We start from the raw sequence: 24,543 nt of genomic DNA, 5'->3' as shown, positions 1-24,543 counted from the left end.
CTATAATGGTCAACCATGAACGAGCGCACGGACCAGGACGACAGGCTCGCGACGCGCCTTCGCGCGCACGGCATCGCGCCCACGCGCCAGCGCCTCGCCATCGCCCGGGTCCTCCTCGCGGCGCCGCAGCACCTCAGCGCCGACGAGCTTCTCGACCGCGTGCGCGCCGCCGGCGGCCGCGTCTCCAAGGCCACGGTCTACAACACCCTCGCCGTCTTCGCCCGCAAGGGCCTCGTGCGCGAGGTCATCGTCGACCCAGCGCGCGTCTTCTACGACTCCAACACCGCCCCGCACCACCACTTCTACAACGTCGAGACCGGCGAGCTCATCGACGTCGAGGCCCCCGACCTGCCCCTCGACCGCCTGCCGCCGCCGCCCGAGGGCACCGTCGCCGAGGGCGTCGACCTCGTCATCCGTATCCGCGGCGCCGCCCGCGCCTGACGGTTGCCCCCCCCCAGCGCCCGCCGTATACTTCCGCCCCTTCGCCGGTGTAGCTCAGCTGGTAGAGCAACTGATTCGTAATCAGTAGGTCGGAGGTTCGAGTCCTCTCGCCGGCACCATCGAACCCGTGGCCCGGCCGACCCGCGCCCCCTCCGAGCCGCCATTCGCGCCCCGCCCGCCCGGGCGCGGCGGCCCACGGCTCCGCCCGCACCACCCCCGACCCCAGGCCACGCGAAGCACCCCCCCTTCCGCGCCTCCCCCCTCAGCCTAACCCGCCCATCGCCCGCGCCTCCCCCCACCCCGCCCCGCCGCGCCCCTCCCGCCCCGCGCCGCTTCACCCGCCGCACGCCCCTGCCCCCTCGCCCCCCGAACCCCGCCCCTCCGCCCGCCGCCGGAGCCGCCGCGCCCCGCTTGCGACCCGCACGTCGAAAAAAAAACCGCGCCCAGAGGGCGCGGCCGTCTGTTGATCCATTGTTCGCCCGGGATCGGTTCGGACGGTGGGCGCGGTCAATGTGAACAGCCGTCTCGACGTCTTAATCCCTTGTTCGTCAGGGCTCGGTTCGGACCACTGGCCGAGGTTCTGGGCGATTTGTAGTCGCCGTCTTAATTCCTTGTTCGTCAGGGCTCGGTTCGGACGCGGCGACTGCCTCGCAATGCCGGGCCTCGAAGAGTCTTAATCCCTTGTTCGTCAGGGCTCGGTTCGGACATGCCGCGGAGCTGGCTCCCCTAAATAAGCCCGTCTTAATCCCTTGTTCGTCAGGGCTCGGTTCGGACTTACTGCTGGCGCGATCCATCCCATAGGGGCGTCTTAATCCCTTGTTCGTCAGGGCTCGGTTCGGACAGGCCCCATGGGATACCTACCCCGCGGCGATCAGGTCTTAATCCCTTGTTCGTCAGGGCTCGGTTCGGACAGCGCGATCCGTATGTTGCAGGAGGCGGGGCTTCGTCTTAATCCCTTGTTCGTCAGGGCTCGGTTCGGACAGGCGGTGGCGGAGGATCCATCCCGCCTGGACGCGTCTTAATCCCTTGTTCGTCAGGGCTCGGTTCGGACTGCGCGCGGCGCACAGCCGCAACGCGGCCCTCAGGTCTTAATCCCTTGTTCGTCAGGGCTCGGTTCGGACGACGGATAAGGACGAGGCCCGCTGGCCCGAGCTGTCTTAATCCCTTGTTCGTCAGGGCTCGGTTCGGACGGCGCTGACCGCGGCATCCCTGCCGCGGAGCTGTCTTAATCCCTTGTTCGTCAGGGCTCGGTTCGGACGGGTGAGTAAGATAGGAGATACGAGCATGAGCAGTCTTAATCCCTTGTTCGTCAGGGCTCGGTTCGGACCAGGACTTGATCGCGTTCCCGGCTCCGCGGCGATGTCTTAATCCCTTGTTCGTCAGGGCTCGGTTCGGACGGCTGCTCCTGCGAAGGCTGCTAAGGCCGAGAAGTCTTAATCCCTTGTTCGTCAGGGCTCGGTTCGGACCCGATACGGCGCTGGGGTTCCTTGATGCCGTCCCGTCTTAATCCCTTGTTCGTCAGGGCTCGGTTCGGACCGGCGCGTCTTGATAGCGACCCTGTCACGAAGAAGTCTTAATCCCTTGTTCGTCAGGGCTCGGTTCGGACGTGTCGATGAAGGTTTGTCCACAGAGTTGCACCGTCTTAATCCCTTGTTCGTCAGGGCTCGGTTCGGACGATGCTTCCCTGAATACCCTGCCTGGCGTCTTGTCTTAATCCCTTGTTCGTCAGGGCTCGGTTCGGACGGCTGCTCCTGCGAAGGCTGCTAAGGCCGAGAAGTCTTAATCCCTTGTTCGTCAGGGCTCGGTTCGGACCCTGGGTGCTCCCGAAGACGGGGCGGCCCGGGTAGTCTTAATCCCTTGTTCGTCAGGGCTCGGTTCGGACAGGTCGGCGCCAGAAACGCCGCAGAAACAACGGCTTACAAGGGCCCTTGCGGGATTCCAGCACATCGCAGAAGTTTTATCCGTTCTTGACAAAGATCAAGATCCGCGGCAGGTGCGGCGCGTAGGATCGAGCATAGCGCGCAGGCCGACCGAGGGAAAGGGGGGCCGTGCGGAGCGGCAGGGGGGCAGCGGGCCGGGCGGGAGCACCCTGCGCGGCCGCAGCCTGCGCCCGCCCTCAGTTCAGCCGCCCGCCCCCGCAGCCGGGAACGATCTGCAGGGGCCGGCCCACGTAGTGCCGCTCGCCGATCTGGCAGATGAGCTCCACCACCAGCCACTCCAGCAGCGCACGGTTGATCCGCACCCCGTGCGCCTCGCACCAGCGCTCGGCAAAACGCACCGGCGGGGCACCGCAGCGGATCGCATTGTGGAAAAGATCGCGCATGGCGTCCTGCAGCTGCTCGCGCGTGATCTCGACCCCACGCACGGTGATGGGACTGTGCCAGTCGAGAAGCTCTTCGGTCGGGATCGCAATGGCGACCGCGCCGCCAAAGGGATCGTGCTCGTCCGGTGCCGACATGGTGACCTCCCCGCATCCCGGGCCTCCAGCGCCCCAAAGGATGCCCCCGCCACCACCCGCAGCCGGCCGTCGGCAGGGTTGCCGTGCCACCGCCGCAGTGGCGGGCGCGCGAAGGGCGTCCCCCGCCTGCTCAGAAGCCGTAGAGGTGCGGCAGGATCATGCCCAGAGCCGCCCACATGAGGAGGGTCAGGGGCAGGCCCGCGCGCAGGAAGTCCGAGAAGCGGTAGCCGCCGGCACTCATCACCAGCAGATTGGTCTTGTAGGCCATGGGCGTGGCGTAGCTCATGTTGGCCCCGAAGAGGACGGCGAGGACGAAGGCCTCGGGGGGCAGGCCGAGCTGGCGGGCGGTCTCCACAGCGATGGGGGTGCCGATGACGGCGGCGGCGTTGTTGGAGACGACGTTGGTGAGCAGGGCCATGAGGAGCATGAGCCCGGCGAGCACCACCCGCGGCGAGGCGCCGGCGGTGACGGCGACGAGGACCTCGCTCAGGTAGCGGGCGGCGCCGGTCTCGACGAGGGCGGTGCCCAGCGCGAGGCTCGAGGCCACGATCAGCACCACCTGCGCGCTCACCGCCTCGGCCGCGTCGCGCCAGTCGAGGCAGCCCGCGGTCACCATCAGGAGACCGCCCAGGGGCGCGCTCACCGCGATGGGCAGGATGTCGGCGGCGGCGAGCCCCACGGTCAGCGCGGTGATGGCGAGCGCCAGCGGCGCCTTGTCGCTGCGTGGCAGGTCCATGGCGGTGTCGAGGACCAGCAGCCCCGGGACCTCGCGCAGGGCGGCGATGTCCGCCTCCGCCCCCTGCACCAGGAGGACGTCGCCGGCGCGCAGCCGGATGTCGGCGAGGTCGCGGCCCGCCCCCAGCAGGTCCCGTCCCGCCCGGTGCACGGCGAGCACGAGCAGGTTGTGCCGGTCGAGGAAGCGCAGCCGCCGCAGCGACGTGCCAAGCACCTCCGAGCCCTGGACCACCACCACCTCGGCGAGGCGCTGATCCCCCGCCCGCAGCGGATGCGCCTCGTCCACCGGGGTGTCGCCGGAGTGGAGCCGGGCCCCGAGGGCGGCCTCGAACTCCTTGAGCCGGTCGGGCCGGTCGCTGACCAGGAGCCGGTCGCCGGGGCGCAGCCGCACGTCCGGCATCGGCACCACGAAGGCGTCCTCGCCGCGGCGGATGCGCCGCACCCGCATCCGCCCGTCGGTCCGCGCCACGGCGTCGCCGAGCCGCTCCCCCACCACGGGCGCGTCCTCGGGCAGCAGGAGCTCGGCGGCGAAGACCCGCGGCGAGCAGTCGCCGATGGGCAGCTCACGCCGCGGCAGCAGGCGCGGGGCGACGAGCCAGAGGTAGAGGAGCCCGACCGCACCGGCGGCCGCCGCGGGCAGGCTGAAGTCGAACATCCCGAAGGGCCGCACCCCCATCTCCCGCGCCACGGAGACCACGAGGAGGTTGGTGGAGGTGCCGATGGTGGTGGCCATGCCGCCGACGAGGGTAGCAAGACCCACCGGGAGGAGGATGCCGCTCGCGGGGCGGCCGCTGCGCAGGGCGACGCCCACGAGGATGGGCAGCAGCAGCACCACCACGGGGGTGTTGTTGACGAAGGCGCTGAGGGCTGCGGCCACCACCAAGGTGGCGAGCAGCGAGAGCGCCGGCGCCGCCGCCCAAGCGCGGGCGAGCAGCCGCGCCACCGGCTCCAGCGCCCCCGTGCGCACGATCCCCTCGCCCACCACCATGAGGGAGACCACCGCCACCAGCGCCTCGTGGCCGAAGCCGCTGAAGAGCGAGGCCGGCTCCAGCACCCGGCCCTGGGGGTCGTGGTAGGGGAAGAGGGCGAAGCCGGTGGCGAGGGCCACGAGCACGAACAGGCTCGAGGTCTCGAGGGGGATGCGCTCGCGGGTGAAGAGGAAGAGGGCGAGCGCGGTCAGCGCGAGCGCCGCCAGGGCATGGGCGTTGGGAAGCTCCGGAAGGCCCATGGGATCTCCCGAGGGGGCGGCGCCTTGCGCCGCCGAAGGGCGGGGTGCGGTCGCCGGAACGGGATCTGGTGGCTACGGCTGGACTCGAACCAGCGACACCGGCATTATGAGTGCCGTGCTCTAACCAGCTGAGCTACGTAGCCGAAGGCGGCAAAAGATACCGGATCGCCCGAGTGCGGGCAAGCGCTCAGACGTTGAAGCGGAAGTGCACGACGTCGCCGTCGCGCACGACGTAGTCGCGCCCCTCGAGCCGGAGCCTGCCCGCCTCACGCGCGCCCTGCTCGCCGCCGCAGGCGACGAAGTCCTCGTAGGCGATCACCTCGGCGCGGATGAAGCCGCGCTCGAAGTCGGAGTGGATGACCCCGGCGGCCTCGGGCGCCGTCGCACCCTCGCGCACGGTCCAGGCCCGGGCCTCCTTCGGGCCGGCGGTGAAGAAGGTGATGAGGCCGAGCAGGCGGTAGCCGGCGCGGATGACGCGGTCGAGGCCCGGCTCGTCGAGCCCGAGACCGGCCAGGAACTCGCCCCGCTCGGCCTCGTCGAGCTGGGCGAGCTCGGCCTCGATGGCCGCGCACACCGGCACCACCTCCGCCCCCTCGGCCTCGGCGATGCGCCGCACGGCCTCGAGATGCGGATTCCCCGAGAAGCCGTCCTCGGCCACGTTGGCGATGTAGACGGTGGGCTTGGCCGTGAGCAGGTGCAGCTCGCGCAGCGCCGCCCGCTCCTCCTCGCCGAGGCCCTGGGCGCGCACCGCGACCCCCTCGGCGAGCCCGTCGCGCACCCGGCGCAGCAGCTCCAGGCGCGCCCGCGCGGCACGATCCGCCCCCGCCTTGGCGGCCTTCTCGGCACGCGCCACGGCCCGCTCCATGGTCTCGAGGTCGGCAAGGGCAAGCTCGGTGTGGATGGTCTCGATGTCGGCCGCCGGGTCCACCCGCCCGGCGACGTGGACCACGTCGGGATCCTCGAAGCAGCGCACCACGTGGGCGATGGCGTCCACCTCGCGGATGTGGTGCAGGAACTGGTTGCCGAGCCCCTCGCCCCGGGAGGCCCCGGCCACGAGGCCGGCGATGTCCACGAACTGGATCGTGGTGGGCACCACCTGGCGGGGGCGGACGATGCGCGCGATCTCGTCGAGGCGCGGATCCGGCACCGGGACCACGCCGACGTTGGGGTCGATGGTGCAGAAGGGGTAGTTCTCGGCCGCGATGGCGGCCCGGGTCAGGGCGTTGAAGAGGGTGGACTTGCCGACGTTGGGCAGCCCGACGATGCCGCAGCGAAAGCCCATGCCTCGGTGCTCCCGTGGAAGGGCCGGACATTGTAGGGCGCCCCCGCCCCCCCACCAAGCCCGCCGTATACTGGCGCCCTGCCCACAGGGGACCACGCCATGCCGCACGCCCGCGACCTCGCGCTGCTCGCCCTCGCCTGGGGCGCCTACTTCGCGATCCACTCGGCGCTGGCCTCGCTGCGCGTCAAGGCCTGGGTGGACCGCCGCCTCGGCCGCATCGCCCGCGCCTACCGCCTGCTCTACAGCCTGCTCGCGCTGGCGCTGCTCGCGGTCCCGGTGGCGCTGCTCCTGCGCCTTGCCGGCCCGCCCCTGTGGTCCTGGCCGGGGCCGCTGCGCTGGCTCGCCGACGGGCTCGCTCTGGCGGCGCTTGCGGGCTTCGTCTGGACCCTGCGCGACGGCTACGACGGCGCCGCCTTCCTCGGGCTGCGCCAGCTCCGGCACGGCGCGGGGGCGGCGGACGAGGGCCAGGGCCTGCGCCTGACCACGCTGCACCGCTGGGTGCGCCACCCCTGGTACAGCCTCGGCCTCGTGATCCTGTGGACGCGCCCCATGGACGCCGCCCTGCTGGTGACGGCGCTGTGCATCACCGCCTACGTGGTGGTGGGGTCACGGCTCGAGGAGCGCCGGCTGGTCGCACGCTACGGCGAGGTCTACCGCGCCTACGCGCGGCGGGTCCCGGCCCTCGTCCCTCGTCCGTGGCGGCACCTGAGCGCGGAGGAGGCCGCAGCGCTGGAGGCGGCGGCGCGCGACGGCACCTGAGCGCGGCTCAGAAGCCGATCCAGATCATATTGCTGATCACCACCGCGGCGATGGTGAACAGGAACAGCTTGACCATGCGCGCAATCCCCGGTCGTTCTCGTTGTCGGTATGATCGCCGGTCCGCGGTTCGGCGTCCCTGCTCCGGTCGGCGCTTCCCGTGTGACGGCGGTCACGCCCCCGCCGTCCATCCTCCCCAGTGACGGCGCAGACTAACAGGCACTTGCCGGGATGTCCAGACACCGCCGCTGCCCTTTCCGGGCCATCCCCTTGTTTCCTCAGTCGACGGCGGGGCCGGCGACGACGCGGTTGCGCCCCGCCGCCTTGGCCGCGTAGAGGCCGCGGTCGGCGGCGCGGGTCAGCGCCTCGCCGGCCGCGGCGACGTCCCCCGGCGGCACCCGGGCCAGGGCCGAGACCCCCACCGAGACGGTGACCGGCACCGCCGTGCCCGCGCAGGGCCGGACGGGGCTTGCCGCCACCGCGGCGCGCACCCGCTCGGCGATGGCGAGCGCCTCCTCGAGACCCGAGCCCGGCAGCAGCGCCACGAACTCCTCCCCGCCGTAGCGGGCGAGCACGTCGCAGGCGCGCAGCCCCGCGTCCACCACCCGCGCCACCGCGCGCAGCACGTGGTCGCCCACCTCGTGGCCGTGGCCGTCGTTGATGGCCTTGAAGCGGTCGATGTCGATGAAGGCGCAGCCGAGCGGGGTGCCCGCGCGCCGCGCCCGCTCCAGCTCCTCGCGCAGCCGCTGCTCGAAGTAGCGGCGGTTGGGCACCCCGGTGAGGGGGTCGGTGATGCTCGCCCGGCGCAGCCGCTCGCGGTTGAAGGCGCTCTCGAGGCAGACCGCCACCACCGCCCCGAAATGGTCGAGGAACTCGGTGGCATGGCTCGGGCGGTAGCGGTCCGGGTCGCGGCTGCCGAGGAGGAGGGCGCCGACGGGGCCGCCGCCGTGGCGCAGGGGCACCGCCGCCACGCTGGCCACGGGCAGGCCGGCAAGCCACGGGCCGTGGCGGTCCGCATCGTAGGGGCCGAGGCGGCTCGGCCCGTCGCCCCGGCCGAGCAGCGGCGAGAGCGCCTGCGCCGAGCCGACGAGGTGCAGGCAGGCCGGGTCGGCCCCGCCCAGGGCACCGGCGAGGAGCTCCCGGAGGGTCCCCGACGGGTCCACCAGCACCAGCGCCGCCGCCTCCAGCCCGAAGCTGCGGCAGGTCCCCTCGAGCAGCCGCTCCATGAGCTCGGGCAGGGTGGCGGCCTCCATGAGGTGCAGCTCCTGGCGCTGGAAGCGGCGCAGCCGCGCCTCGTTGTCCTGCGCCTTGCGCACGAGGGCGCGCAGGCGCCGGCGCAACGCCCGCGGGTCGCCCCCGTCGTCCCTCACCTCGCCGCGGTCCATGGGCCCCTGTATGCCCGCCGCCGGCGGCGGGCGCCGTGATCCCCTTCCCGCAACCGGGAATCCGCCGGTCGCCGGCTGCTAAGATAGCGCACCCGTAGCGTCAGGGATCCGCCCCCCATGAGCGACCATCCTGCCTGCTGCGCCGCCGCGCCCGGAACCGCGCGCGGCGCCGTCCGCGTCGTCCTCGTCAGCCCCTACGAGATCGGCCGCCAGCCCTTCGCCCTCGCCGAGCCCGCGGCCTGGCTGCGCGAGGCGGGCTTCGACGTGCGCTGCCTCGACCTCGCGGTGGAGCCGCTCTCGGCGGAGACCCTCTCCGGCGCCCGTCTGGTGGCCCTCTACCTCGGCATGCACACGGCCACCCGCATCGCGGCGCGGGCGCTGCCGCGCATCCGCGAGCTCGCCCCCGAGGCGCATCTGTGCGCCTATGGCCTCTACGCCCCCATGAACGCGGCCTGGCTCCAGGCCCAGGGGGTCGGGACCATCCTCGGCGGCGAGGTGGAGCCGGCGCTGCTCGCCCTCGCCGAGGCGGTACGCGACGGCACCCCCCCACCCACGGGCAGCCGGGTCCACCTCGGGCGCGTGCGCTTCCTGCGGCCGGCGCGCGAGCTGCTCCCGGCGCTTCGCCGCTACGCCCGCCTGCGCATGCCCGACGGCAGCGAGCGCGTGGTGGCCTTCGCCGAGGCCACGCGCGGCTGCAAGCACCTCTGCCGCCACTGCCCCGTGGTGCCGGTCTACCACGGGCGCTTCCGCACGGTGCCGGTGGAGGTGGTGCTGGAGGACATCGCGCAGCAGGTGGAGGCGGGGGCGGAGCACGTCTCCTTCGGCGATCCCGACTTCCTCAACGGGCCCGCCCACGCCCTGCGCGTGGTGCGCGCCCTCGCCGCGCGCTTCCCGGGCATCACCTACGACGCCGTGATCAAGATCGAGCACCTGCTGAAGCATGCGGCGCTGCTGCCAGAGCTCGCCCGCACCGGGTGCCTGTTCGTCACCGCCGCGGTGGAATCGGTGGACGACCGGGTCCTCGCCCGGCTCGCCAAGGGCCACACCGCAGGCGACTTCCGCCGCGCCGTGGCGCTGCTGCGCGACCACGGCATCGGGCTCGCCCCGACCTTCATCCCCTTCACGCCCTGGACCACCCTCGCCGGTTACCGCGAGCTGCTGGCGACGGTGTCCGAGCTCGGCCTCGTGCGCGCCACCGCGCCGGTGCAGCTCGCGATCCGCCTGCTCGTGCCGGAGGGGTCGCTGCTGCTGGAGCTGCCGGGCTTCCGCGAGCGGCTCGAGCCCTTCGACCCCCGGATGCTGGGCTATCCCTGGCGGCACACCGACCCCCGCGTGGACGCCCTGCAGGCGGCGGTGCAGCGGCGCGTGGCCGAGGGCGAGGCGGCGGGCCGCGGGCGCGAGGCGATCTTCGCCGAGCTCTGGGAGCTCGCCCACGAGGCTCTGGGCCGCGCCGCCCCGCCCCTCGACGAGGCCGCCTTCAGCGAGCCCGTGCCGGCGATGACCGAGCCCTGGTACTGCTGCGCCGAGCCCACCGAGGAGCAGCTCAGCGGCTTCTGAGCAGGCGCCGCGCGGGTTCCTGGCGGTAGAAGCGGCTAAGCTCGCGGTAGACCTCGGGCATCTCCTCCAGCAGCAGCCACGGCGCGCAGAAGAAGTGCTCGCTGACGACGGCGAAGAACTCGCCCGGATCCTCGGCGGCGTAGGGATCGACGGCGGTGGCCCGCCCGCGGGCGACGCGCCGGCGCAACCGCTCGTAGGCCGCGGACATGACCCGCGCCCAGGCCTGCGGGTCCATGTCGCGGTGCAGCGGCGGCAGGCCGTTGGCCTCGCCGGTGCGCTGGTCGAGCTTGTGCGCGATCTCGTGGATGACGACGTTGCTGCCCTCGCCGTACGGCTCCGCCCCCGGGCGGGCCTCCTCCCAGGACAGCACCAGCGGACCCTCCGGCCAGGCCTCGCCGCTTCGCTCGTCCTCCCACTCGGTGACCACCCCCGCCTCGTCCACCTCGTGCTGGCGCGAGAGGAAGGCGCCGGGATAGACGAGCACCGTGCGCCATCCGCCGAGCAGATCCGCATCCAGCGCCAGCACCGGCAGGCAGGCCTGGGCCGCGATCGCGGCGCGGGCCTCCTCGTCGGGCTCGAAGCCGCCGGCGCCGAGGATGCGCTTCTCGCGGAGGAAGAGGCTCGCCAGGTCGCGCAGGCGCGCCTGCTCGGCATCGTCGAGGCCGTGCAGGCACGGGATCGCGGCCGTCACGCGCGCCCAGAGGCCGGCGTCGATGCGGGCACAGGCCAGCAGGCGCCGCCTGCGCCAGGCCCGCCACGCCCTCATGGATCCCCCCCGGCCGCCGCCATGGCGGCGACGCTAGCGCGGCGCCGCGCCGGCGGCAAGGGGGGTCAGGTGTACTCGCCGCTGATGTAGGCGACGAGCTGCTGGATCTCGGCGGCCTGGTCGCGCACCAGCCAGCGCATGAGATCCCCCGCCGAGACCATCCCCACCAGGCGCCCCTCCTCCAGCACCGGCAGGTGCCGGAAGCGGCGCTCGGTCACCAGCAGCATCGCCTCGCCCACGGTGAGATCGGGCGAGACCGTCGCCACCGAGGCCGTCATCACCTCCGCCACGGGCGTGGTCTCGGGGTCGCGCCCCGCATCCACCACCCGCGCCAGCACGTCGCGCTCGGTGAAGATGCCGACGACGCTGCCCTCGTCCAGCACCACCACGGCGCCGATCCGCTCCGCGTTCATGCGCCGTACCGCCTCCCGCACCGTGGTCTGCGCGTCGACGCCGACGACGGCGCCCCCCTTCTGCTCGAGAATCCTGCGCAGCGGCGCCTCCATCCCCCACCTCCGTCGCTTGGCCTCCAGGCCAAGTATAGGCCCGCGCCGGGGGTGGATGCGGGGCCGAGGGCCCTCAGCCGTCGGCGAAGAGGCGCGCGCGGGGGCAGCAGACCCTGCGCAGGGCGCGCAGGTGGATCTCGGCGAGCTCGCGCCGGACGAAGGGGCCGCGGACCCCTTCGCGGGTCTGCACGAACCAGCCGCTGCCGAGGACGTGGAACAGCCGGGGCGGGGGGAAGCGGGTGCGCCTGGACATGGGTCGGATCCTTCGCGCCCGATGGGCGTCGCCGGGGCCCCTCCACCTTTTCACGCCGCCGGCACCGCCGACGGCTGCAGAGAGAGGACCGGGCGGCGCCCGCGCCGCTTTCGCCACGGTCAGGCGTCGAGGTCCGGGATCAGCATGCTCTCGAGACGGGCGATGGTGTCCTTGAGCCAGAGCTTGCGCTTCTTGAGCCGGCGCAGGCGCAGCTGGTCCACCACCGGCTGCTCGGCCAGGCGCGAGATGGCCTCGTCGAGATCGCGGTGCTCCAGCCTGAGCTCGACGACCCGCTGCCGGATCGCCTCGCGCTCCTCCTCGCTGAGCATCTTCCCCATGCCGCGCCCGCCGCCGACCCGTCCCCCGCCGCCGAAGAGGCTGGAGCTGGCGACAGGACTCGAACCTGCGACCCGCTGCTTACAAGGCAGCCGCTCTACCTGCTGAGCTACGCCAGCCCGCTGCTGGCCATTCTAGCGCAGCGCCGCCCCGGTCACGGGCAGTCGATTCGCCGCACCGGCACGCCCTCCGGCGCCCCGGCGGCGAGCAGGCCCTCGAGGGCCGGACCCTCGGCCTGCACGAAGGGGCGCCGCCCCCGGCGCTCGCGGGGGACGATGACCACGGGATGGCCGAGCCGCTCCACGCGGCGCTTGACCTCCTCGGCCGTTTCGCGGCGGCTGAAGAGCCCGAGGGAGACCGCGCGGGCGTGCGCGCCCCGCGTGACGATGAAGCTGTCGACGCCGCGGGCCTGCAGCGCGCGCAGGGTCCGCCGCGCCTCCGCCTCGGTCGGCGCCGGCGGCACCATCACCCAGTGGTAGGGCGGAAGCGCCACCTCCCGCATCACCAGGGCGGTGGCAGCGCCCTCGCCCTGGAGGCGGGTCACCGCCGCCCGCGCCGCCGCCTCCCCGGGGAAGGGTCCGAGCTCGACGCAGAGCCGCGGCGGGGGCTGCGCCGCCGCCACCGCGCCGGGCTCCGACGCAGCGCCCCCCGCTCCGCCCTCCCCGGCCGCGCCGGCGCCGGACGGCGCCGGCGGCTCGGCTCCGCCCCCGTCCGATGCCGCCGCCTCCACCGGCGCAGGCGGTGCGGCCTCGGCGACCGCCCGGCCGCGGCCGCCGTCCGCATCCGGCGCCTCCCGATCGGGCGCCGGCGCCTCCGCCACCACGGCGGGCACGGGCCCGTCGAGGCGCGGCGGCGCCTCCTGGAGCAGCACCAGCGGGGCGGCCCCGGCGGGCAACCCGGGCGCCTCCCCCGACGGCGCCTCGGGCAGCCCGGTCCACCACACCAGGAAGGCCAGGTTGGCCAGCGCCAGCAGGGCGGCGAGCGCGCGCATCAGCCCGCTTCCCCGGCCTCCGCCGCGAGGGCCCAGCGCGCCACACCCTCCAGCACCAGGTGGGGCGCCAGCGTCCACCCCGGACCCAGGTGCGGGGCGAGAAGCACGGCGTCACCGCCGGTGATGAGCCGCGCCGGGGCCGGGCCCAGCCGCGCCTCCACCGCGGCCGCCGCCCGCAGCAGGCCGCCGAGGGCCGCGCACAGGGCGCCGTTGGCCACCGCGGGGGCGGTGTCCGTAACCGGGATCTCGGTGCCGGCCTCGGCGAGGGGCAGCGCATCGAGGCCGATCTCGTGGGCGAGGATGCGGTACATGCGCCCGAGCCCGGGGAGGATCACCCCGCCGAGGTGGCGCCCGGCGGCGTCGAGGCCGTCGACGGTGATGGCGCTGCCGCAGTCCACCACCACCGCGCCCTGCGGCGCCCGCGCCCGCGCCGCCAGCAGCGCCGCCCACCGGTCCGCCCCCAGCCGGTCGGGCCGCGGGTAGGCGTTGACCACCCCGGCGCAGGCCGCCGTCGGCCGCAGCAGCCGCGGCTCCAGACCCCAGAGCGCGAGGCTCGCCGCCCGCACCTGCGCCGCCGCGGCCTCGCCGCCGACGTTGGAGACCGCGACCCGTGCCGGCGGCGCCAGCCCCGCCCAGGCCTCGCGCAGCCGCCCCTCCCCCCCGCCACGGGCCACCGCGCCGCCCGGATGCAGCGCCCCCTCGCGCCAGACCCCCCAGCGCAGGTGCGTGTTGCCGATGTCCACGAGCAGGATCACGGCGCCCCCCGCAGGCTCACCTCGCCGCTGTGGAAGCGCCGCAGCCCCGCCGCGGTGCGAAGCCGCAGCGCCCCGTCGGCCTCCACCCCCTCGGCCACTCCCTGCACGGGCCCGTCCGCGGTGTGCACCACCACGCGCCGCCCGCGCAGGGCGTCCAGCCGTTCCCAGGCGGGGCGCCAGGGGGCGAGGCCCTCGCCGGGGAAGCGGGCGAGGAGGGGCAGGACGGCGTCGAGGACGGCGGCGGCGAGGGCGTTGCGCGGGGGCGCCGCCCCCTCGCGGGCGAGATCCGTCCACGGCTGGTCGATGGCCTCGCCGGCGCCGTCCGGCATGCGCACGTTGATGCCGATGCCCACCACCACCGCGGTGGGCCCCTGCGCCTCCCCCTGCAGCTCCACCAGGATCCCCCCCAGCTTGCGCCCGCCGGCGATGAGGTCGTTGGGCCACTTCAGACCCACCGCCACCGGGGCGGCCGCCCGCAGGGCCCCGGCCACCGCCGCCCCCACCGCGAGGCTGAGGCCGCCGAGGCGGCCCGGCCCCTCGTCGCAGCGCCACAGCACCGAGAGGCAGAGGCTCGCCGCGAAGGGCGAGCACCAGCTCCGCCCCCGCCGGCCGCGCCCCGCGGTCTGCCGTTCGGCGAGGCAGACGGTGCCGGACGGCGCCCCTTCGCGCGCGGCGGCGAGCAGCCGCCGGCTGGTGGAGTCCACCTCCGGCAGCACCTCGAGACGGGCGAGCCGCCGCCGCGCCTCGGGGCCGAGGGCCGCGGTGATGCGCCCTGCGTCCAGAAGCTCCAGCGGCGCGGCCAGCCGGTAGCCGCGCCCGGCCACCGCCTCCACCTCGAGCCCCAGGTCGGCCAGCCCCCGCACCGCCTTCCAGACCGCGGCACGGCTGACGCCGAGGGCGCGCCCGAGGGCCTCGCCCGAGTGCACCTCGCCGTCCGCCAGCCTGCGCAGCAGCGCCCACCGCGTGTCCATGGCCGCATTGTAAACGGCGCGCAGGCGGCGCCCGCAGGCCAAACCTGTTATCGTTGCCGACCTTGGCGCAGAAGGGGGGCGTCATGCGCATGCGTGGCATCGCCGGGGCCGTGCTCCTCGCCGCCGCCTCGGCGGCGGCGGCCGAGACCGTCTACGTCGTCGACATCCTGCGGGTGGGGGTGCGGCCCGATCCCGCCGGACGCGGTCAGCCGGTGGAGATCGTCTCCACGGGGACCCCGCTGGAGGTGCTGCAGCGCGGCCGCGGGGTGCTGCGGGTGCGCACCCCCGCCGGGCGCGAGGGCTGGCTCGCCGAGGTCTACACCATGCCCGAGCCGCCGGCGCGGGAGCGCCTGCCGGCGCTCGAGGCGCGCATCGCCGAGCTGGAGGCCGCCCTCGAGCAGGCGCGCACCGAGGCGGGCCAGGAGGCCGCCCAGCGCCGGGCCCTCGCCGAGCGGGTGCGCGAGACCGGCGAGGCCCTCGCCCGCACCGAGCAGGCGCTCGCCGCGGCGCAGGCGCGGGCGCGGCGCGCCGAGGCCTGGCGCGAGGGGCTTGAGCGCCGCCTGGGCGCCGCCGCCGGCGGGGTCGCGGTGCTCGTGGTGGGGTCGTTCCTCGCCGGGTCCGCCTGGTATCGGCGGCGCGCCTCGCGCCGCCTCGGCGGCCTCAGGGTCTGAGGGGCAGCGGCTCGATCCCGTCGCCGGGGATGCGCGCGGCGAGGATGGCCTGGTAGCGGCGGGCGCGGTCGCTGCCGGCGGCGGCCGCCCGCCGCCACCAGCGCTCGGCCTCGCGGTAGTCCCTGGCGACGCCGAGTCCGGCGAAGTAGACCTGCCCGAGGGCCACCTGCGCCCCCACGTGGCCGGCCTCGGCGGCCCGCCGCAGCCAGTCCCTGGCGGCGACCGGATCCCGCATCATTCCGCGGCCCTCCAGCAGCAGCGTGCCGTAGCGGTACTGGGCCTCGGCCTCGCCCGCCTCGGCCGCCGCCCGCAGCCAGCGCACCGCCCCGGGATCCGTGGCCTCGGCGGCCGCGAGCAGGCGCGCAAGCCGCGCCCGCGCCTCCCCGTCGCCGGCCCCGGCTGCCCGCTCGAGCCAGCGCCGCGCCGCCTCGGGCTCGGGACGCACCGTCCCCCGGCCCGCCAGCAGGCGCTCGGCAAGGGCCTTCTGCGCCTCCACGAGCCCCTGCTCGGCCGCCGCCCGGTACCAGCGCAGCGCCTCCTCCGGGGCCGGCGGGGCGCCGGCGCCCTCCTCGTACATGCGCGCCAGCGCGAGCTGCGCCTCGGGGATCCCGGCGCGGGCGGCGAGGCGCTCCCAGGCCAGCGCCTGGAGGGCGTCGGCCCGCCCCTCCGCGCGCGCGCGCAGGATCTGCGCCAGCCGGTGCTGGCTCGGGGCGTGCCCCAGCTCGGCGAGAAAGCGCAGCCACGGCAGCGCCTCGCCGTCGTCCTCGGGCAGGAGGCGCGCCAGCGCCACCAGCGCCCCGCGGTGCCCGTCCAGCACCGCCTCGCGGTACCAGCGCCGCGCCTGCTCCGGATCGCGCAGGGCGGGCGGCCCCTCGGCGTAGAGGCGGGCGAGGCGCAGGGCGGTGTCGGCCTGGACGCCGGCGGCGCGCGCCGCGAGATACTCCGCCAGCGCCTGCGCGGGCGCGCGACCCTCGAGGGCGCGGGCGACGAGATAGCGGCCGAGGGGGAGACCCTGCGCGGCGAGCCGGCGGCCGGCCTCGGCAAGCCCGTCGGCGGTGCCCGAGGCGAGCGCCGCGGCCGCCTCGCGGGCCGCCTCCGCCAGCCCCCGCCGGCCCTCCGCCTCGGCCTTCGCCGCGGCGCGGGCGAGCAGCTCCTCGGCCGGCGTCGGCGCCGCCGGGGGCAGGGTCAGGCGGGCGCGAAGCTCCGCCGTGAGCTCGGCCCTGAGCTCGGCGAGGACCTCGTCGCGGATCGCCCGCCGCACCTCGTCGCGCACCTGGGCGAGGGCCTCGCGCCGGATGCGCGCCGCCTCCTCCCGCACCGCACGCGCCACCGCCTCGCGCCGGGCCCGCTCCAGCTCCCGGCGGAAGGCCTCCTGGCGCTGCCGCTCGCGCTCGCGGGCCTCGCGCTCGATGCGGGCGATGCGCCGGGCCATCTCCCGCTCCTGGATGCGCAGCAGCGCCTGGGCCTCCCGCCGCGCCTGGCGCACCGCCTCGGCGTAGGTCTCCTCGCGGGTCTTGCGGACGAGCGCCTCCATCTCCCGCCGCCGCTTCTCCTCGGCGGTGCGGGTGATGCGCGCCACCGCCTCGGCCGCCGCCGCCTCGCCCTTGGCCGCGGCGAGGCCGTAGTACTCGAGCGCCCGCTCGGGGTCGGGCTCGACCCCCCGCCCCTCCTCGTACATCTTGGCCAGGCTCGCCGCCGCCTTGGGGTGCTGCTGCGCCGCCGCCTTCTCGTACCACCGGCGGGCCTCGTCGTAGTTGAAGACCACGTACTGGCCGAGCTCGAACATCCGCCCCACGTAGTACTGGGCGCGGGGGTCGCCCTGGTCGGCCAGGGGCCTCAGGATGCGGTAGGCCTGCTCGTACTCGCGCGCCTCGTAGAGGGCGATGCCCTGCTCCAGCGAGCCCGGCGCCGCACCCTCCTCGGCGCGGACGAGCGCGCCGAGGAGCAGCACGAGGAGGAGCAGGGTCAGCCGGGCTGGCGACATGCGGCGAACTCCCGGGACGAGCCTGACCGTCTTATCGGGCAGGACCCGGCAGGCTTGAGCGCCGCAGGCTATGCTCGAGCCCATGGACCCGCACCCGCCCCCCGCCCGGTGAGCACCACCCTGCGCCCGCAGGCCGGCCTTGCCCCGGCCACCCCGCTGTGGCGGCGCGTGCCCGCGCGCGACGAGGCGGGGCGGCCGCTCGCCGACTTCATGCTCCTCATCCCCGGCCTCGGCCGGCGCCCGCCGGGCGAGCTCGAGGCCGCCCTCGACGCCATCGGCGAGGTCCTCACCGCCCACGGCGACGCCGTGGTCTTCGCCGACCTCAACCTCCGCCTCAACGTCCTCTGGGTCAGCCTGCGCCCGCGCCCGGGCCTCGCCCTCGCCCTCGCCGCCGCGCTCGTGGCGCGCGTCCCGGGCGCCCGCCTCGTGGCCCAGCGCGTGCCCGGGTAGCGGATCCGCCAGCCCTCGCCGCGCCGGCGCGCCAGATCGATCCGCAGCCGCCGCGGGCTCCAGCCGTGGACGTTGTCGTGGGCCTCGACGAAGACCACCCCGGTCTCGGGGAGCCGCACCCCGGACAGCCCCCGCGTGAAGGGCTGCTCCTCCACGTGCGGGTGGTAGAGGACGCGCCGCGCGAGCTCGCGCCCCTGCGCGTCCACGATCCGCCAGGCATCGGCGTAGTGCGACCAGCCGGTGTCGGCATGACGCAGGGTCACATCCACCCGCCAGGTGCCGTCCGCCTCGCGCGCGAGCTCGGCCCCCAGGACCTCCACCTCCCCCGCCGCCGCCGGCAGCGCGGCAAGGCCCGCCGCGAGGAGCCCGATCCACGATCCGCGTCTCATCCGGTCACCTCCCGTGCCTCACACCAGCCACAGCGGCAGCGCCAGCAGCGCCAGGATCCCGAAGGCGAGGCGGCGCAGCCCCGACTCGCCCAGCGGCGGCGGGAAGCGCCGGCCGAGCCAGGTGGCCGCCGCCACCGCCGGCAGCGCCGCCGCGGCCAGCCCCGTCGTGTGGGCGTCGAACCCGCCCGCGGCGGCGACGTAGAGCACGCGCGAGAGGCTCGCGAGGACGAAGACGGCAAACAGCGTCGCCCGCACCTCCACCAGCCGCATGGGCTCCCGGTAGAGGTGATAGACCACGGGCGGCCCGGCGGTGCTGAAGAGCCCGCCGAGGACGCCCGCGACGGCGCCGAAGGCGAGGTCGGACCACGCCGGGGCGGGCCGCCGCCTGCGCGCCGGATGCAGCATGAGGAGGACCCCGGCCCCCAGGATCACCGTCCCGAGGAGAGCGCGCAGGAACGACTCCGCCGCGACGCTCAGCCGCTCCAGCAGCCACACCCCGAGCGCCACCGACGGCACCAGCGCCGCCGCGATGCGCGCCGCCCGCCCCGCGGCCACGTGGCGGCGCAGCCCGGCGAGCGCGAGGGCGTTGTTGACGAGCGCCACCACGCTCACCACCGCCGCCGCCGCCGGCAGCGGCACCCAGCCGCCCAGCGCCACCGCCCCCATCACGATCAGGCCCAGGGCGAAGCCCGTCACCGTCTGCACGTAGGCCCCGGCGGCCAGCGCCAGCAGGAACATCGACTCACCCGCGCCCACCGCACCCTCCCCGGGCGCGCCGGGCCCGCGCCGCGGCGGCGCCGCCCCGCCCCCTCACCCCCACGGCGGCAGATACGGGGCGGCGAGCCACAGCCCCGATCCCGCGAGCACCCCCGCAGCGACGTCGTCGGCCATGATGCCGAGGCCGCCGCCGAGGCGCCGGTCGAGCACGCACACCGGCCACGGCTTGAGGATGTCCAGGAGGCGGAAAAGGACGAAGCCGGCGGCGGCGGCCGCCGCCGAGGCGGGGACGAAGGCCATGGCGAGGAGGTAGCCCGCGATCTCGTCCCAGACGATGGCGGGGTGGTCGTGGAGGCCGAGGCGGCGGGCGGCGGCGCCGCAGAGGGGGATGCCGGCGAGGACCACGGCGGCGGTGACCGCCCCGTAGAGGGCCGGCGGCAGCGGCGCGAGCAGCGCCCACAGGGGCACGGCGACGAGGGTGCCGAAGGTGCCGGGGGCGCGCGGGGCGAGCCCCGCGCCGAGGCCGGTGGCGAGGAGCAGGACCGGGTCGCGCAGCACCTGCGCCGGCGCGAGGCGGCTCACGGCCGGCCCCGGAAGTGGTCCCAGCCGCCGGCCTCGAGGCGGCGCTCGCTGCCGTCCGGCTCCACGATGCGCACCCCCGCCCCGGCCTCCACGGTGCCGATGCGGGCCACCTCCCCGAGGCCGGCGACGGCCGCCGCGGCCCACGGCGGGGCGGTGAAGAGGAGCTCGTAGTCGTCGCCCCCGACGAGGGGGGCGGCGGGATCGCCGCCGGCGGCGAGGGCCGCCTGCGCGGCGGGCGAGAGCGGCAGCGCCGCCCGCTCGATGCGCGCCCCCACGCCGGATGCGCGGCAGACGTGGCCGAGGTCGGCGACGAGCCCGTCGGAGACGTCGATGCAGGCGCGGGCAAGCCCGCGCAGGCGCCGGCCGAGGGCGAGCCGCGGCCGGGGTCGGTCGAGGCGCGCGCGCAGCGCCGCCGCCACCGCCGCCGGCAGCTCCAGCCGCCCCGTCGCCGCGGCGAGGCCGAGGGCGGCATCGCCGAGGGTGCCGCTGACCCAGACGTCGTCGCCGGGGCGCGCCCCGCACCGGCGCAGGGCCTGGCCCGCGGGCACGCTGCCGAGCACGGTGACGGTGGCGGCGAGGGGGCCGCGGGTGGTGTCGCCGCCCACGAGGGCGACGCCGGCCTCCCGCGCGAGGGCCTCGAGGCCGGCGGCGAAGGCGGCGAGCCAGTCCTCGTCGGCCGCGGGCAGGGTGAGCGCGAGCAGGGCCCAGCGCGGCTCCGCCCCCATGGCGGCGAGGTCCGAGAGGTTGACGGCGAGGGCCTTGTGGCCGACCGCGGCGGGGTCGGTCCCGGCGGGGAAGTGGACACCCTCCACCAGGGTGTCGGTGGCGGCGACGAGCTCGCAGCCCGGCGGCGGACGCAGCAGCGCGGCGTCGTCGCCGACGCCGAGGGCGACATCGGCGCGCGCCGGGCCCCGCCGGAAGAAGCGCTCGATCAGGTCGAACTCGCCCTGCACCGGCGGGCTCAGCGCCCGGCCGCCTCGACCTCCACCGCGCGCAGGCTGCGGGCGGCCTTGTCGAGGATGCCGTTGACGTAGCGGTGGCCGTGCTCGGAGCCGAAGCGCTTGGCGAGCTCGATGGCCTCGTTGATGACCACGCGGTAGGGCACCTCGAGGCGGTGGGCGAGCTCGTAGACGCCGATGCGCAGCACCGCCCGCTCCACCGGATCCACCTGGCCGATGGGGCGGTCGAGGAGGGGGGCGAGGACGCCGTCGAGCTCGGCCAGCCGCGCCGGCACCTGGTGCAGGAGCTCGCGGAAGTAGTCGAGCTCGACGTCGCGCATGTCCTCGTCCTCGAGGAACTGGCGCTCGATCTCGCCCAGGTCCTGCCCCGTCATCTGCCACTGGTAGAGGGCCTGGAGGGCGCGGCGGCGGGCGCGGGTGCGCTTGCGGCTCATCCGTCGATGCGGCGCAGCAGGCCCACCATCTCGATCGCCGACAGGGCGGCCTCGGCGCCCTTGTTGCCGGCCTTGGTGCCGGCGCGCTCGATGGCCTGCTCGATGGTGTCGGTGGTGAGGACGCCGAAGGCCACCGGGACGCCGGTCTGCATCATGACCTGGGCGAGCCCCTTGGTGCACTCGCCGGCGACGTAGTCGAAGTGCGGCGTCCCCCCGCGGATGACGCAGCCGAGGGCGATGACCGCGTCGTAGCGCCCGCTCGCCGCCATCCGCTGGGCCGCCAGCGGCATCTCGAAGGCGCCGGGCACGCGCACCACGTGCAGGTCGGCGTCGGCGGCGCCGTGGCGGCGCAGGATGTCGAGGGCGCCCTCCAGCAGGCGCTCGGTGATGAAGCTGTTGAAGCGCGAGACCACGAGCCCGAAGCGGGCGTCGCGCACGGTGAGGTCGCCTTCGATGATCTTCACGGTGGCTGCTCCTTCACTCGCAGGAGACGTACTCGACGATCTCCAGGTTGAAGCCCGAGAGGGCGTGGACGCGCCGCGGCGTCTTGGCGATGACGCGCATGCGGTGGACGCCGAGGTCGGCGAGGATCTGGGCGCCGATGCCGTAGCCGCGCAGGTCCCCGCCCGCCGCCGGCCCCTCGGGCACGGCGCCGCTGCGGTCGGCGAGATCATAGCCGCGCAGGCGGCGCACGAGGGCCCTGGGATCCTCCTCGCGGTCGAGCACCACCAGCACGCCCTTGCCCTCGGCGGCGATGCGGCGCAGGGCGCAGGAGACGGGGTAGCCGCAGTCCTCGCGCAGGGGCTGGAAGAGGTCGCAGAGGGTGTCGCGCATCTGCACGCGCACCAGCGTCGGCTCCTCGGGGCGGATCTCGCCCAGGACCGCGGCGAAGTGGAGCCGGCCCTGCACCTGGTCCTGGTAGGTGACGAGGCGGAAGCGGCCGTGCTCGGTGGGCAGGTCGCACTCGGCCACCCGCTCCACCGTCTTCTCGTTGCGCAGGCGGTACTCGATGAGGTCGGCGATGGTGCCGATCTTGAGCCCGTGCTCGGCGGCGAAGCGCTCCAGGTCCGGCCGCCGCGCCATGGTGCCGTCCTCGTTGAGGATCTCGACGATGACCGCGGCGGGCTCGAGCCCGGCGAGGCGCGCCAGGTCGCAGCCGGCCTCGGTGTGGCCGGCGCGGGTGAGCACGCCCCCCGGCTGCGCCATGAGCGGGAAGACGTGGCCCGGCTGCACCAGGTCCTCGGGCCGGGCGTTGGGGGCCACCGCGGTGCGGATGGTGACGGCGCGGTCGTAGGCCGAGATGCCGGTGGTGACGCCGTGGGCGGCCTCGATGGAGACGGTGAAGTTGGTGGCGTGCTTGTCGTGGGTGTCGCTCACCATCAGCGGCAGGCGCAGCCGCCGGCAGCGCTCCTGGGTCAGGGTCAGGCAGATGAGGCCGCGCCCGTAGCGGGCCATGAAGTTGATGTCCTCGGGGCGGACGAGCTCGGCCGCCATGACGAGGTCGCCCTCGTTCTCGCGGTCCTCGTCGTCCATGATGATCACCATCCGCCCGAGGCGGATGTCCTCGATGATCTCCTCGATGGTGTTCAGGGCCATCTCCCTTCCTCGGCGGGCGGCGTCTAGCGCGCGAAGCCGTGCTCGCGCAGAAACTCCAGGGTCAGGCCCGCGCCGGGCTCGGCGGCCCGCTCCCCGAGCAGCAGCCGCTCCAGGTAGCGGGCGACGATGTCCACCTCGAGGTTGACCCGCCGCCCCGGGGCGTAGTGGCGGATGATGGTGCGCTCCAGGGTGTGCGGCACGATCATGAGCTCGAACTCGGCCCCCTCCACGGCGTTGACGGTGAGGCTGACGCCGTCCACGGCGATGGAGCCCTTGGCCGCGATGTAGCGCGCAAGCGCCGCCGGGGCGCGCAGCCGCAGCCGCTCGCCGCGCCCCTCGCCGCGCCGCGCGAGGACCTCGCCGACGCCGTCCACGTGCCCCGTGACCAGGTGCCCGCCGAGGGGGGTCGAGAGGGTCAGGGCCTTCTCGAGGTTGACCGGATCGCCGCCGGCGAGCCCGCCGAGCGTCGTCCGCGCCAGGGTCTCGGCGGAGACGTCGGCGGCGAAGACCTCGCCCGCGATCTCCACCGCGGTCAGGCACACCCCGTTGACGGCGATGCTGTCGCCGAGGGCGACGTCGCCGAGGCCGAGGCCGCCGGCCTCGATGCGCACGCGCGCATCGGCCCCGCGCCGCTCCAGCGCGGCGATGCGCCCCACCGCCTGCACGATCCCCGTGAACATGGTTCAGGCCTCCGCCAGGCGCGCCCGCAGCCGCAGGTCCGCCCCCACCGGACGGACCTCGTCCACCACCAGCCGCAGCCGCCGCTCCATGGTGTCGATGCCGGCGAGCTCCAGCAGCGGGCGGCCCTCGTGGCCGAGCAGGGCCGGCGCGAGATAGATCCAGAGCTCGTCGGCGAGCCGTGCGGCCACGAAGGCGCCGGCCAGCCGCGCCCCCGTCTCCACCATGACCTCGTTGACCTCGCGGGCGGCGAGCAGGTCGAGCACGGCCCCGGGGTCGAGCACCCCGCCGGGCCCCGGCAGCCGGACCACCTCGGCGCCGGCGCGGCGCAGCGCCTCTTCCGCGGCGGCCTCGGCCTCCTCGCCGCAGAGCACCAGGCAGCGCCCGTCACCGCCGATGATGCGGGCATTCTCGGGCATGGCCAGGTGCGGGTCCAGCACCACCCGCAGCGGCCGGCGCGGCACGCGCGCAAGCCCCAGCGCCGCCATCTCCTCGGGCGGCAGGCGCACGGTCATGGCCGGATCGTCGGCGAGCACGGTGCCGATCCCGGTGACGAGGGCGTCGCTGCGGGCGCGCAGGCGGTGGACGTCGCGGCGGGCGTCCTCGCCGGTGATCCAGCGGCTCTCGCCGCTGGCGAGCGCGGTGCGCCCGTCGAGGCTCGCCGCGAGCTTCACCCGCACCCACGGGCGCCCCGCGCGCATGCGCCGGACGAAGCCCGGATTGAGGGCCTCGGCCTCGGCCGCCATGAGCCCGGCCGCGACCTCCACCCCCGCCTCGCGCAGCCGCGCAAGCCCGCGCCCGGCCACCTGCGGGTTCGGGTCCTCCATCGCCGCCACCACCCGCGCCACCCCGGCCCGGACGAGGGCGTCGGCGCAGGGCGGCGTGCGCCCGTGGTGGGCGCAGGGCTCGAGGGTCACGTAGGCGGTGGCGCCGCGGGCGGCGTCGCCCGCGGCCTCGAGGGCGACGATCTCGGCGTGGGGGCCGCCGGTGCGCTCGTGCCAGCCCTCGCCCACGACCCGCCCCTCCCGCACCAGCACGCAGCCCACCCGCGGGTTGGGGCTTGCGGTGCACAGCCCCCGCCGGGCGAGGCGCAGGGCGTGCGCCATGTGGCGGTGGTCGTCGGCGCCGAAGCTCATGGTGCGGCCTCGCCCCCGCCCTCGTCGCCCCCGGGCAGCAGCTTCAGCTGCGCCCGCCGCAGCTCCACCGGCGGCTCGCGCTCGAGCCGCTCGATCTCCTCGCGGAAGGCGTTGACGTCCTGGAAGCGGCGGTAGACGGAGGCGAAGCGCACGTAGGCCACCTCGTCGAGGGCGCGCAGCTCCGCCATCACCAGCTCGCCCACCTCCTGCGCCGGGACCTCGCGCTCGCCGCGGGCGGCGAGGCGGCGGCGGATCCGCCCCAGCGCCGCCTCCACCAGCTCCGTCGGCACCGGCCGCTTCTCGAGCGCCCGCCGCATCCCGGTGCGCAGCTTGTCCTCGTCGAAGGGCTCCCGGCGGCCGTCGCGCTTGACGATGCGCGGCAGGGCGAGCTCGGCGGTCTCGTAGGTGGTGAAGCGCTCGCCGCAGCGCGGGCAGGCGCGGCGGCGGCGCACCTGGGCGCCCTCGCTGGCGAGCCGCGAGTCCACCACGCGGGTGTCCCCGGCGCCGCAGAAGGGGCAGTGCATGGG

26 protein-coding genes, 3 tRNA genes and 1 CRISPR repeat array are annotated in these 24,543 nt (G+C 75.5%); of the genes, 6 read left to right on the top strand and 23 right to left on the bottom strand.

Annotation, left to right across the window (positions count from 1 at the left end; all coding sequences use genetic code 11):
- Positions 1–15: 15 nt before the first annotated feature.
- Together EDC57_RS04485 and EDC57_RS04480 are read left to right on the top strand one after the other, a co-directional pair.
- Positions 16–441 (top strand): Fur family transcriptional regulator, encoded by a 426-nt coding sequence (locus EDC57_RS04485; protein WP_123400620.1) that lies wholly within the window; start codon positions 16–18, stop codon positions 439–441.
- A gap of 43 nt (positions 442–484) precedes the next feature.
- Positions 485–560: transfer RNA gene (locus EDC57_RS04480), tRNA-Thr, on the top strand.
- A 341-nt stretch (positions 561–901) separates the two neighbouring features.
- Positions 902–2,323: direct repeats of the CRISPR family, unit length 36 nt; unit sequence GTCTTAATCCCTTGTTCGTCAGGGCTCGGTTCGGAC.
- A gap of 234 nt (positions 2,324–2,557) precedes the next feature.
- Here the strand turns inward: EDC57_RS04480 and EDC57_RS04475 are convergent.
- From EDC57_RS04475 to ychF, 4 genes are all read right to left on the bottom strand, one after another.
- Entirely contained in the window at positions 2,558–2,899 is a 342-nt protein-coding gene (locus EDC57_RS04475; RefSeq protein WP_123400618.1) for a hypothetical protein, read from the bottom strand.
- A gap of 130 nt (positions 2,900–3,029) precedes the next feature.
- Positions 3,030–4,862, bottom strand: a complete 1,833-nt coding sequence (locus tag EDC57_RS04470) for an SLC13 family permease (RefSeq protein WP_123400616.1) — start codon at positions 4,860–4,862, stop codon at positions 3,030–3,032.
- Positions 4,863–4,928: 66 nt separating this feature from the next.
- A tRNA-Met gene (locus EDC57_RS04465) sits at positions 4,929–5,005 on the bottom strand.
- A 44-nt stretch (positions 5,006–5,049) separates the two neighbouring features.
- Complete coding sequence (gene ychF / locus EDC57_RS04460) at positions 5,050–6,144, bottom strand: redox-regulated ATPase YchF (protein ID WP_123400614.1); 1,095 nt, start codon at positions 6,142–6,144, stop codon at positions 5,050–5,052.
- Between the two features lie 99 nt (positions 6,145–6,243).
- Here ychF and EDC57_RS04455 point away from each other — a divergent pair, with 99 nt between their 5' ends.
- On the top strand, positions 6,244–6,903 hold the full coding sequence (locus EDC57_RS04455; RefSeq protein ID WP_123400612.1) for a methyltransferase family protein: 660 nt from the start codon (positions 6,244–6,246) through the stop codon (positions 6,901–6,903).
- Between the two features lie 275 nt (positions 6,904–7,178).
- Here EDC57_RS04455 and EDC57_RS04450 read toward each other — a convergent pair whose 3' ends face one another.
- Positions 7,179–8,285: a GGDEF domain-containing protein gene (locus EDC57_RS04450; protein WP_123400610.1), complete on the bottom strand. Its 1,107-nt coding sequence runs from the start codon at positions 8,283–8,285 to the stop codon at positions 7,179–7,181.
- A 117-nt stretch (positions 8,286–8,402) separates the two neighbouring features.
- Between EDC57_RS04450 and EDC57_RS04445 the strand changes: the two genes are divergently transcribed.
- Positions 8,403–9,842 (top strand): CUAEP/CCAEP-tail radical SAM (seleno)protein, encoded by a 1,440-nt coding sequence (locus EDC57_RS04445; protein WP_123400608.1) that lies wholly within the window; start codon positions 8,403–8,405, stop codon positions 9,840–9,842.
- Here EDC57_RS04445 and EDC57_RS04440 read toward each other — a convergent pair.
- From EDC57_RS04440 to birA, 8 genes are all read right to left on the bottom strand, one after another.
- Positions 9,829–10,608, bottom strand: coding sequence for a M90 family metallopeptidase (locus EDC57_RS04440; RefSeq protein WP_123400606.1), 780 nt, complete (start codon positions 10,606–10,608; stop codon positions 9,829–9,831). The genes EDC57_RS04445 and EDC57_RS04440 overlap by 14 nt on opposite strands.
- 65 nt (positions 10,609–10,673) lie before the next feature.
- Entirely contained in the window at positions 10,674–11,114 is a 441-nt protein-coding gene (locus tag EDC57_RS04435; RefSeq protein ID WP_123400604.1) for a CBS domain-containing protein, read from the bottom strand.
- 73 nt (positions 11,115–11,187) lie between these two features.
- On the bottom strand, positions 11,188–11,367 hold the full coding sequence (locus tag EDC57_RS04430) for a hypothetical protein (protein ID WP_123400602.1): 180 nt from the start codon (positions 11,365–11,367) through the stop codon (positions 11,188–11,190).
- A 119-nt stretch (positions 11,368–11,486) separates the two neighbouring features.
- A complete protein-coding gene (locus tag EDC57_RS04425; protein ID WP_123400600.1) occupies positions 11,487–11,705 on the bottom strand; it encodes a YdcH family protein in 219 nt (72 codons plus the stop codon).
- Between the two features lie 41 nt (positions 11,706–11,746).
- Positions 11,747–11,822: transfer RNA gene (locus tag EDC57_RS04420), tRNA-Thr, on the bottom strand.
- Positions 11,823–11,857: 35 nt separating this feature from the next.
- Positions 11,858–12,694 carry an SPOR domain-containing protein gene (locus tag EDC57_RS04415; protein ID WP_123400598.1) on the bottom strand — a complete coding sequence of 279 codons (837 nt, stop codon included), beginning with the start codon at positions 12,692–12,694 and terminating at the stop codon, positions 11,858–11,860.
- A complete protein-coding gene (locus tag EDC57_RS04410) occupies positions 12,694–13,449 on the bottom strand; it encodes a type III pantothenate kinase (protein WP_123400596.1) in 756 nt (251 codons plus the stop codon). Before EDC57_RS04410 ends, EDC57_RS04415 begins: the two co-directional genes overlap by 1 nt.
- The gene (birA, locus tag EDC57_RS04405) at positions 13,446–14,420 is read right to left on the bottom strand and encodes a bifunctional biotin--[acetyl-CoA-carboxylase] ligase/biotin operon repressor BirA (protein WP_123400594.1); all 975 of its coding nucleotides are present in this window, start codon (positions 14,418–14,420) and stop codon (positions 13,446–13,448) included. Before birA ends, EDC57_RS04410 begins: the two co-directional genes overlap by 4 nt.
- Before the next feature lie 83 nt (positions 14,421–14,503).
- On the opposite strand from birA, the gene EDC57_RS04400 reads away from it, so the two are divergent.
- Entirely contained in the window at positions 14,504–15,091 is a 588-nt protein-coding gene (locus tag EDC57_RS04400; protein WP_123400592.1) for a TIGR04211 family SH3 domain-containing protein, read from the top strand.
- Here EDC57_RS04400 and EDC57_RS04395 read toward each other — a convergent pair.
- Positions 15,081–17,075, bottom strand: coding sequence for a tetratricopeptide repeat protein (locus tag EDC57_RS04395; protein ID WP_170165030.1), 1,995 nt, complete (start codon positions 17,073–17,075; stop codon positions 15,081–15,083). The two genes, EDC57_RS04400 and EDC57_RS04395, sit on opposite strands and share 11 nt — an antisense overlap.
- Before the next feature lie 108 nt (positions 17,076–17,183).
- On the opposite strand from EDC57_RS04395, the gene EDC57_RS04390 reads away from it, so the two are divergent.
- Entirely contained in the window at positions 17,184–17,525 is a 342-nt protein-coding gene (locus EDC57_RS04390; protein ID WP_123400588.1) for a hypothetical protein, read from the top strand.
- A gap of 407 nt (positions 17,526–17,932) precedes the next feature.
- Here the strand turns inward: EDC57_RS04390 and EDC57_RS04380 are convergent, their stop codons facing one another.
- Genes EDC57_RS04380 through nrdR form a run of 9 tightly spaced genes read right to left on the bottom strand, consistent with a single transcriptional unit; the run spans position 17,933 to position 24,540 of the window.
- Positions 17,933–18,670: a TSUP family transporter gene (locus tag EDC57_RS04380; protein WP_148051429.1), complete on the bottom strand. Its 738-nt coding sequence runs from the start codon at positions 18,668–18,670 to the stop codon at positions 17,933–17,935.
- A gap of 54 nt (positions 18,671–18,724) precedes the next feature.
- On the bottom strand, positions 18,725–19,213 hold the full coding sequence (locus EDC57_RS04375) for a phosphatidylglycerophosphatase A family protein (protein ID WP_211331873.1): 489 nt from the start codon (positions 19,211–19,213) through the stop codon (positions 18,725–18,727).
- Positions 19,210–20,166 carry a thiamine-phosphate kinase gene (gene thiL, locus EDC57_RS04370; RefSeq protein ID WP_245995120.1) on the bottom strand — a complete coding sequence of 319 codons (957 nt, stop codon included), beginning with the start codon at positions 20,164–20,166 and terminating at the stop codon, positions 19,210–19,212. Before thiL ends, EDC57_RS04375 begins: the two co-directional genes overlap by 4 nt.
- 8 nt (positions 20,167–20,174) lie before the next feature.
- Positions 20,175–20,606: a transcription antitermination factor NusB gene (gene nusB, locus EDC57_RS04365; protein ID WP_123400584.1), complete on the bottom strand. Its 432-nt coding sequence runs from the start codon at positions 20,604–20,606 to the stop codon at positions 20,175–20,177.
- Positions 20,603–21,070, bottom strand: a complete 468-nt coding sequence (gene ribH / locus EDC57_RS04360) for a 6,7-dimethyl-8-ribityllumazine synthase (protein WP_123400582.1) — start codon at positions 21,068–21,070, stop codon at positions 20,603–20,605. Before ribH ends, nusB begins: the two co-directional genes overlap by 4 nt.
- Positions 21,071–21,083: 13 nt before the next feature.
- Positions 21,084–22,202 carry a bifunctional 3,4-dihydroxy-2-butanone-4-phosphate synthase/GTP cyclohydrolase II gene (ribBA, locus tag EDC57_RS04355; RefSeq protein ID WP_123400580.1) on the bottom strand — a complete coding sequence of 373 codons (1,119 nt, stop codon included), beginning with the start codon at positions 22,200–22,202 and terminating at the stop codon, positions 21,084–21,086.
- Positions 22,203–22,225: 23 nt separating this feature from the next.
- Positions 22,226–22,882 (bottom strand): riboflavin synthase, encoded by a 657-nt coding sequence (locus EDC57_RS04350; RefSeq protein ID WP_123400578.1) that lies wholly within the window; start codon positions 22,880–22,882, stop codon positions 22,226–22,228.
- A gap of 3 nt (positions 22,883–22,885) precedes the next feature.
- Entirely contained in the window at positions 22,886–24,016 is a 1,131-nt protein-coding gene (ribD, locus tag EDC57_RS04345) for a bifunctional diaminohydroxyphosphoribosylaminopyrimidine deaminase/5-amino-6-(5-phosphoribosylamino)uracil reductase RibD (RefSeq protein ID WP_245995119.1), read from the bottom strand.
- Positions 24,013–24,540 carry a transcriptional regulator NrdR gene (gene nrdR, locus EDC57_RS04340; RefSeq protein ID WP_123400576.1) on the bottom strand — a complete coding sequence of 176 codons (528 nt, stop codon included), beginning with the start codon at positions 24,538–24,540 and terminating at the stop codon, positions 24,013–24,015. Before nrdR ends, ribD begins: the two co-directional genes overlap by 4 nt.
- Positions 24,541–24,543 lie beyond the last annotated feature (3 nt).

The organism is Inmirania thermothiophila (assembly GCF_003751635.1).
Lineage (GTDB): Bacteria > Pseudomonadota > Gammaproteobacteria > DSM-100275 > DSM-100275 > Inmirania > Inmirania thermothiophila.
This window is presented reverse-complemented; position numbering and strand designations above follow the sequence as displayed.

Bases quoted from the DNA above. Each gene is read 5' to 3' on its own strand.
- EDC57_RS04485 (WP_123400620.1), top strand. From the start codon at position 16: ATGAACGAGCGCACGGACCAGGACGACAGGCTCGCGACGCGCCTTCGC.
- EDC57_RS04475 (WP_123400618.1), bottom strand. From the start codon at position 2,899: ATGTCGGCACCGGACGAGCACGATCCCTTTGGCGGCGCGGTCGCCATT.
- EDC57_RS04470 (WP_123400616.1), bottom strand. From the start codon at position 4,862: ATGGGCCTTCCGGAGCTTCCCAACGCCCATGCCCTGGCGGCGCTCGCG.
- ychF (WP_123400614.1), bottom strand. From the start codon at position 6,144: ATGGGCTTTCGCTGCGGCATCGTCGGGCTGCCCAACGTCGGCAAGTCC.
- EDC57_RS04455 (WP_123400612.1), top strand. From the start codon at position 6,244: ATGCCGCACGCCCGCGACCTCGCGCTGCTCGCCCTCGCCTGGGGCGCC.
- EDC57_RS04450 (WP_123400610.1), bottom strand. From the start codon at position 8,285: ATGGACCGCGGCGAGGTGAGGGACGACGGGGGCGACCCGCGGGCGTTG.
- EDC57_RS04445 (WP_123400608.1), top strand. From the start codon at position 8,403: ATGAGCGACCATCCTGCCTGCTGCGCCGCCGCGCCCGGAACCGCGCGC.
- EDC57_RS04440 (WP_123400606.1), bottom strand. From the start codon at position 10,608: ATGAGGGCGTGGCGGGCCTGGCGCAGGCGGCGCCTGCTGGCCTGTGCC.
- EDC57_RS04435 (WP_123400604.1), bottom strand. From the start codon at position 11,114: ATGGAGGCGCCGCTGCGCAGGATTCTCGAGCAGAAGGGGGGCGCCGTC.
- EDC57_RS04430 (WP_123400602.1), bottom strand. From the start codon at position 11,367: ATGTCCAGGCGCACCCGCTTCCCCCCGCCCCGGCTGTTCCACGTCCTC.
- EDC57_RS04425 (WP_123400600.1), bottom strand. From the start codon at position 11,705: ATGGGGAAGATGCTCAGCGAGGAGGAGCGCGAGGCGATCCGGCAGCGG.
- EDC57_RS04415 (WP_123400598.1), bottom strand. From the start codon at position 12,694: ATGCGCGCGCTCGCCGCCCTGCTGGCGCTGGCCAACCTGGCCTTCCTG.
- birA (WP_123400594.1), bottom strand. From the start codon at position 14,420: ATGGACACGCGGTGGGCGCTGCTGCGCAGGCTGGCGGACGGCGAGGTG.
- EDC57_RS04400 (WP_123400592.1), top strand. From the start codon at position 14,504: ATGCGCATGCGTGGCATCGCCGGGGCCGTGCTCCTCGCCGCCGCCTCG.
- EDC57_RS04395 (WP_170165030.1), bottom strand. From the start codon at position 17,075: ATGTCGCCAGCCCGGCTGACCCTGCTCCTCCTCGTGCTGCTCCTCGGC.
- nusB (WP_123400584.1), bottom strand. From the start codon at position 20,606: ATGAGCCGCAAGCGCACCCGCGCCCGCCGCCGCGCCCTCCAGGCCCTC.
- ribBA (WP_123400580.1), bottom strand. From the start codon at position 22,202: ATGGCCCTGAACACCATCGAGGAGATCATCGAGGACATCCGCCTCGGG.
- EDC57_RS04350 (WP_123400578.1), bottom strand. From the start codon at position 22,882: ATGTTCACGGGGATCGTGCAGGCGGTGGGGCGCATCGCCGCGCTGGAG.
- ribD (WP_245995119.1), bottom strand. From the start codon at position 24,016: ATGAGCTTCGGCGCCGACGACCACCGCCACATGGCGCACGCCCTGCGC.
- nrdR (WP_123400576.1), bottom strand. From the start codon at position 24,540: ATGCACTGCCCCTTCTGCGGCGCCGGGGACACCCGCGTGGTGGACTCG.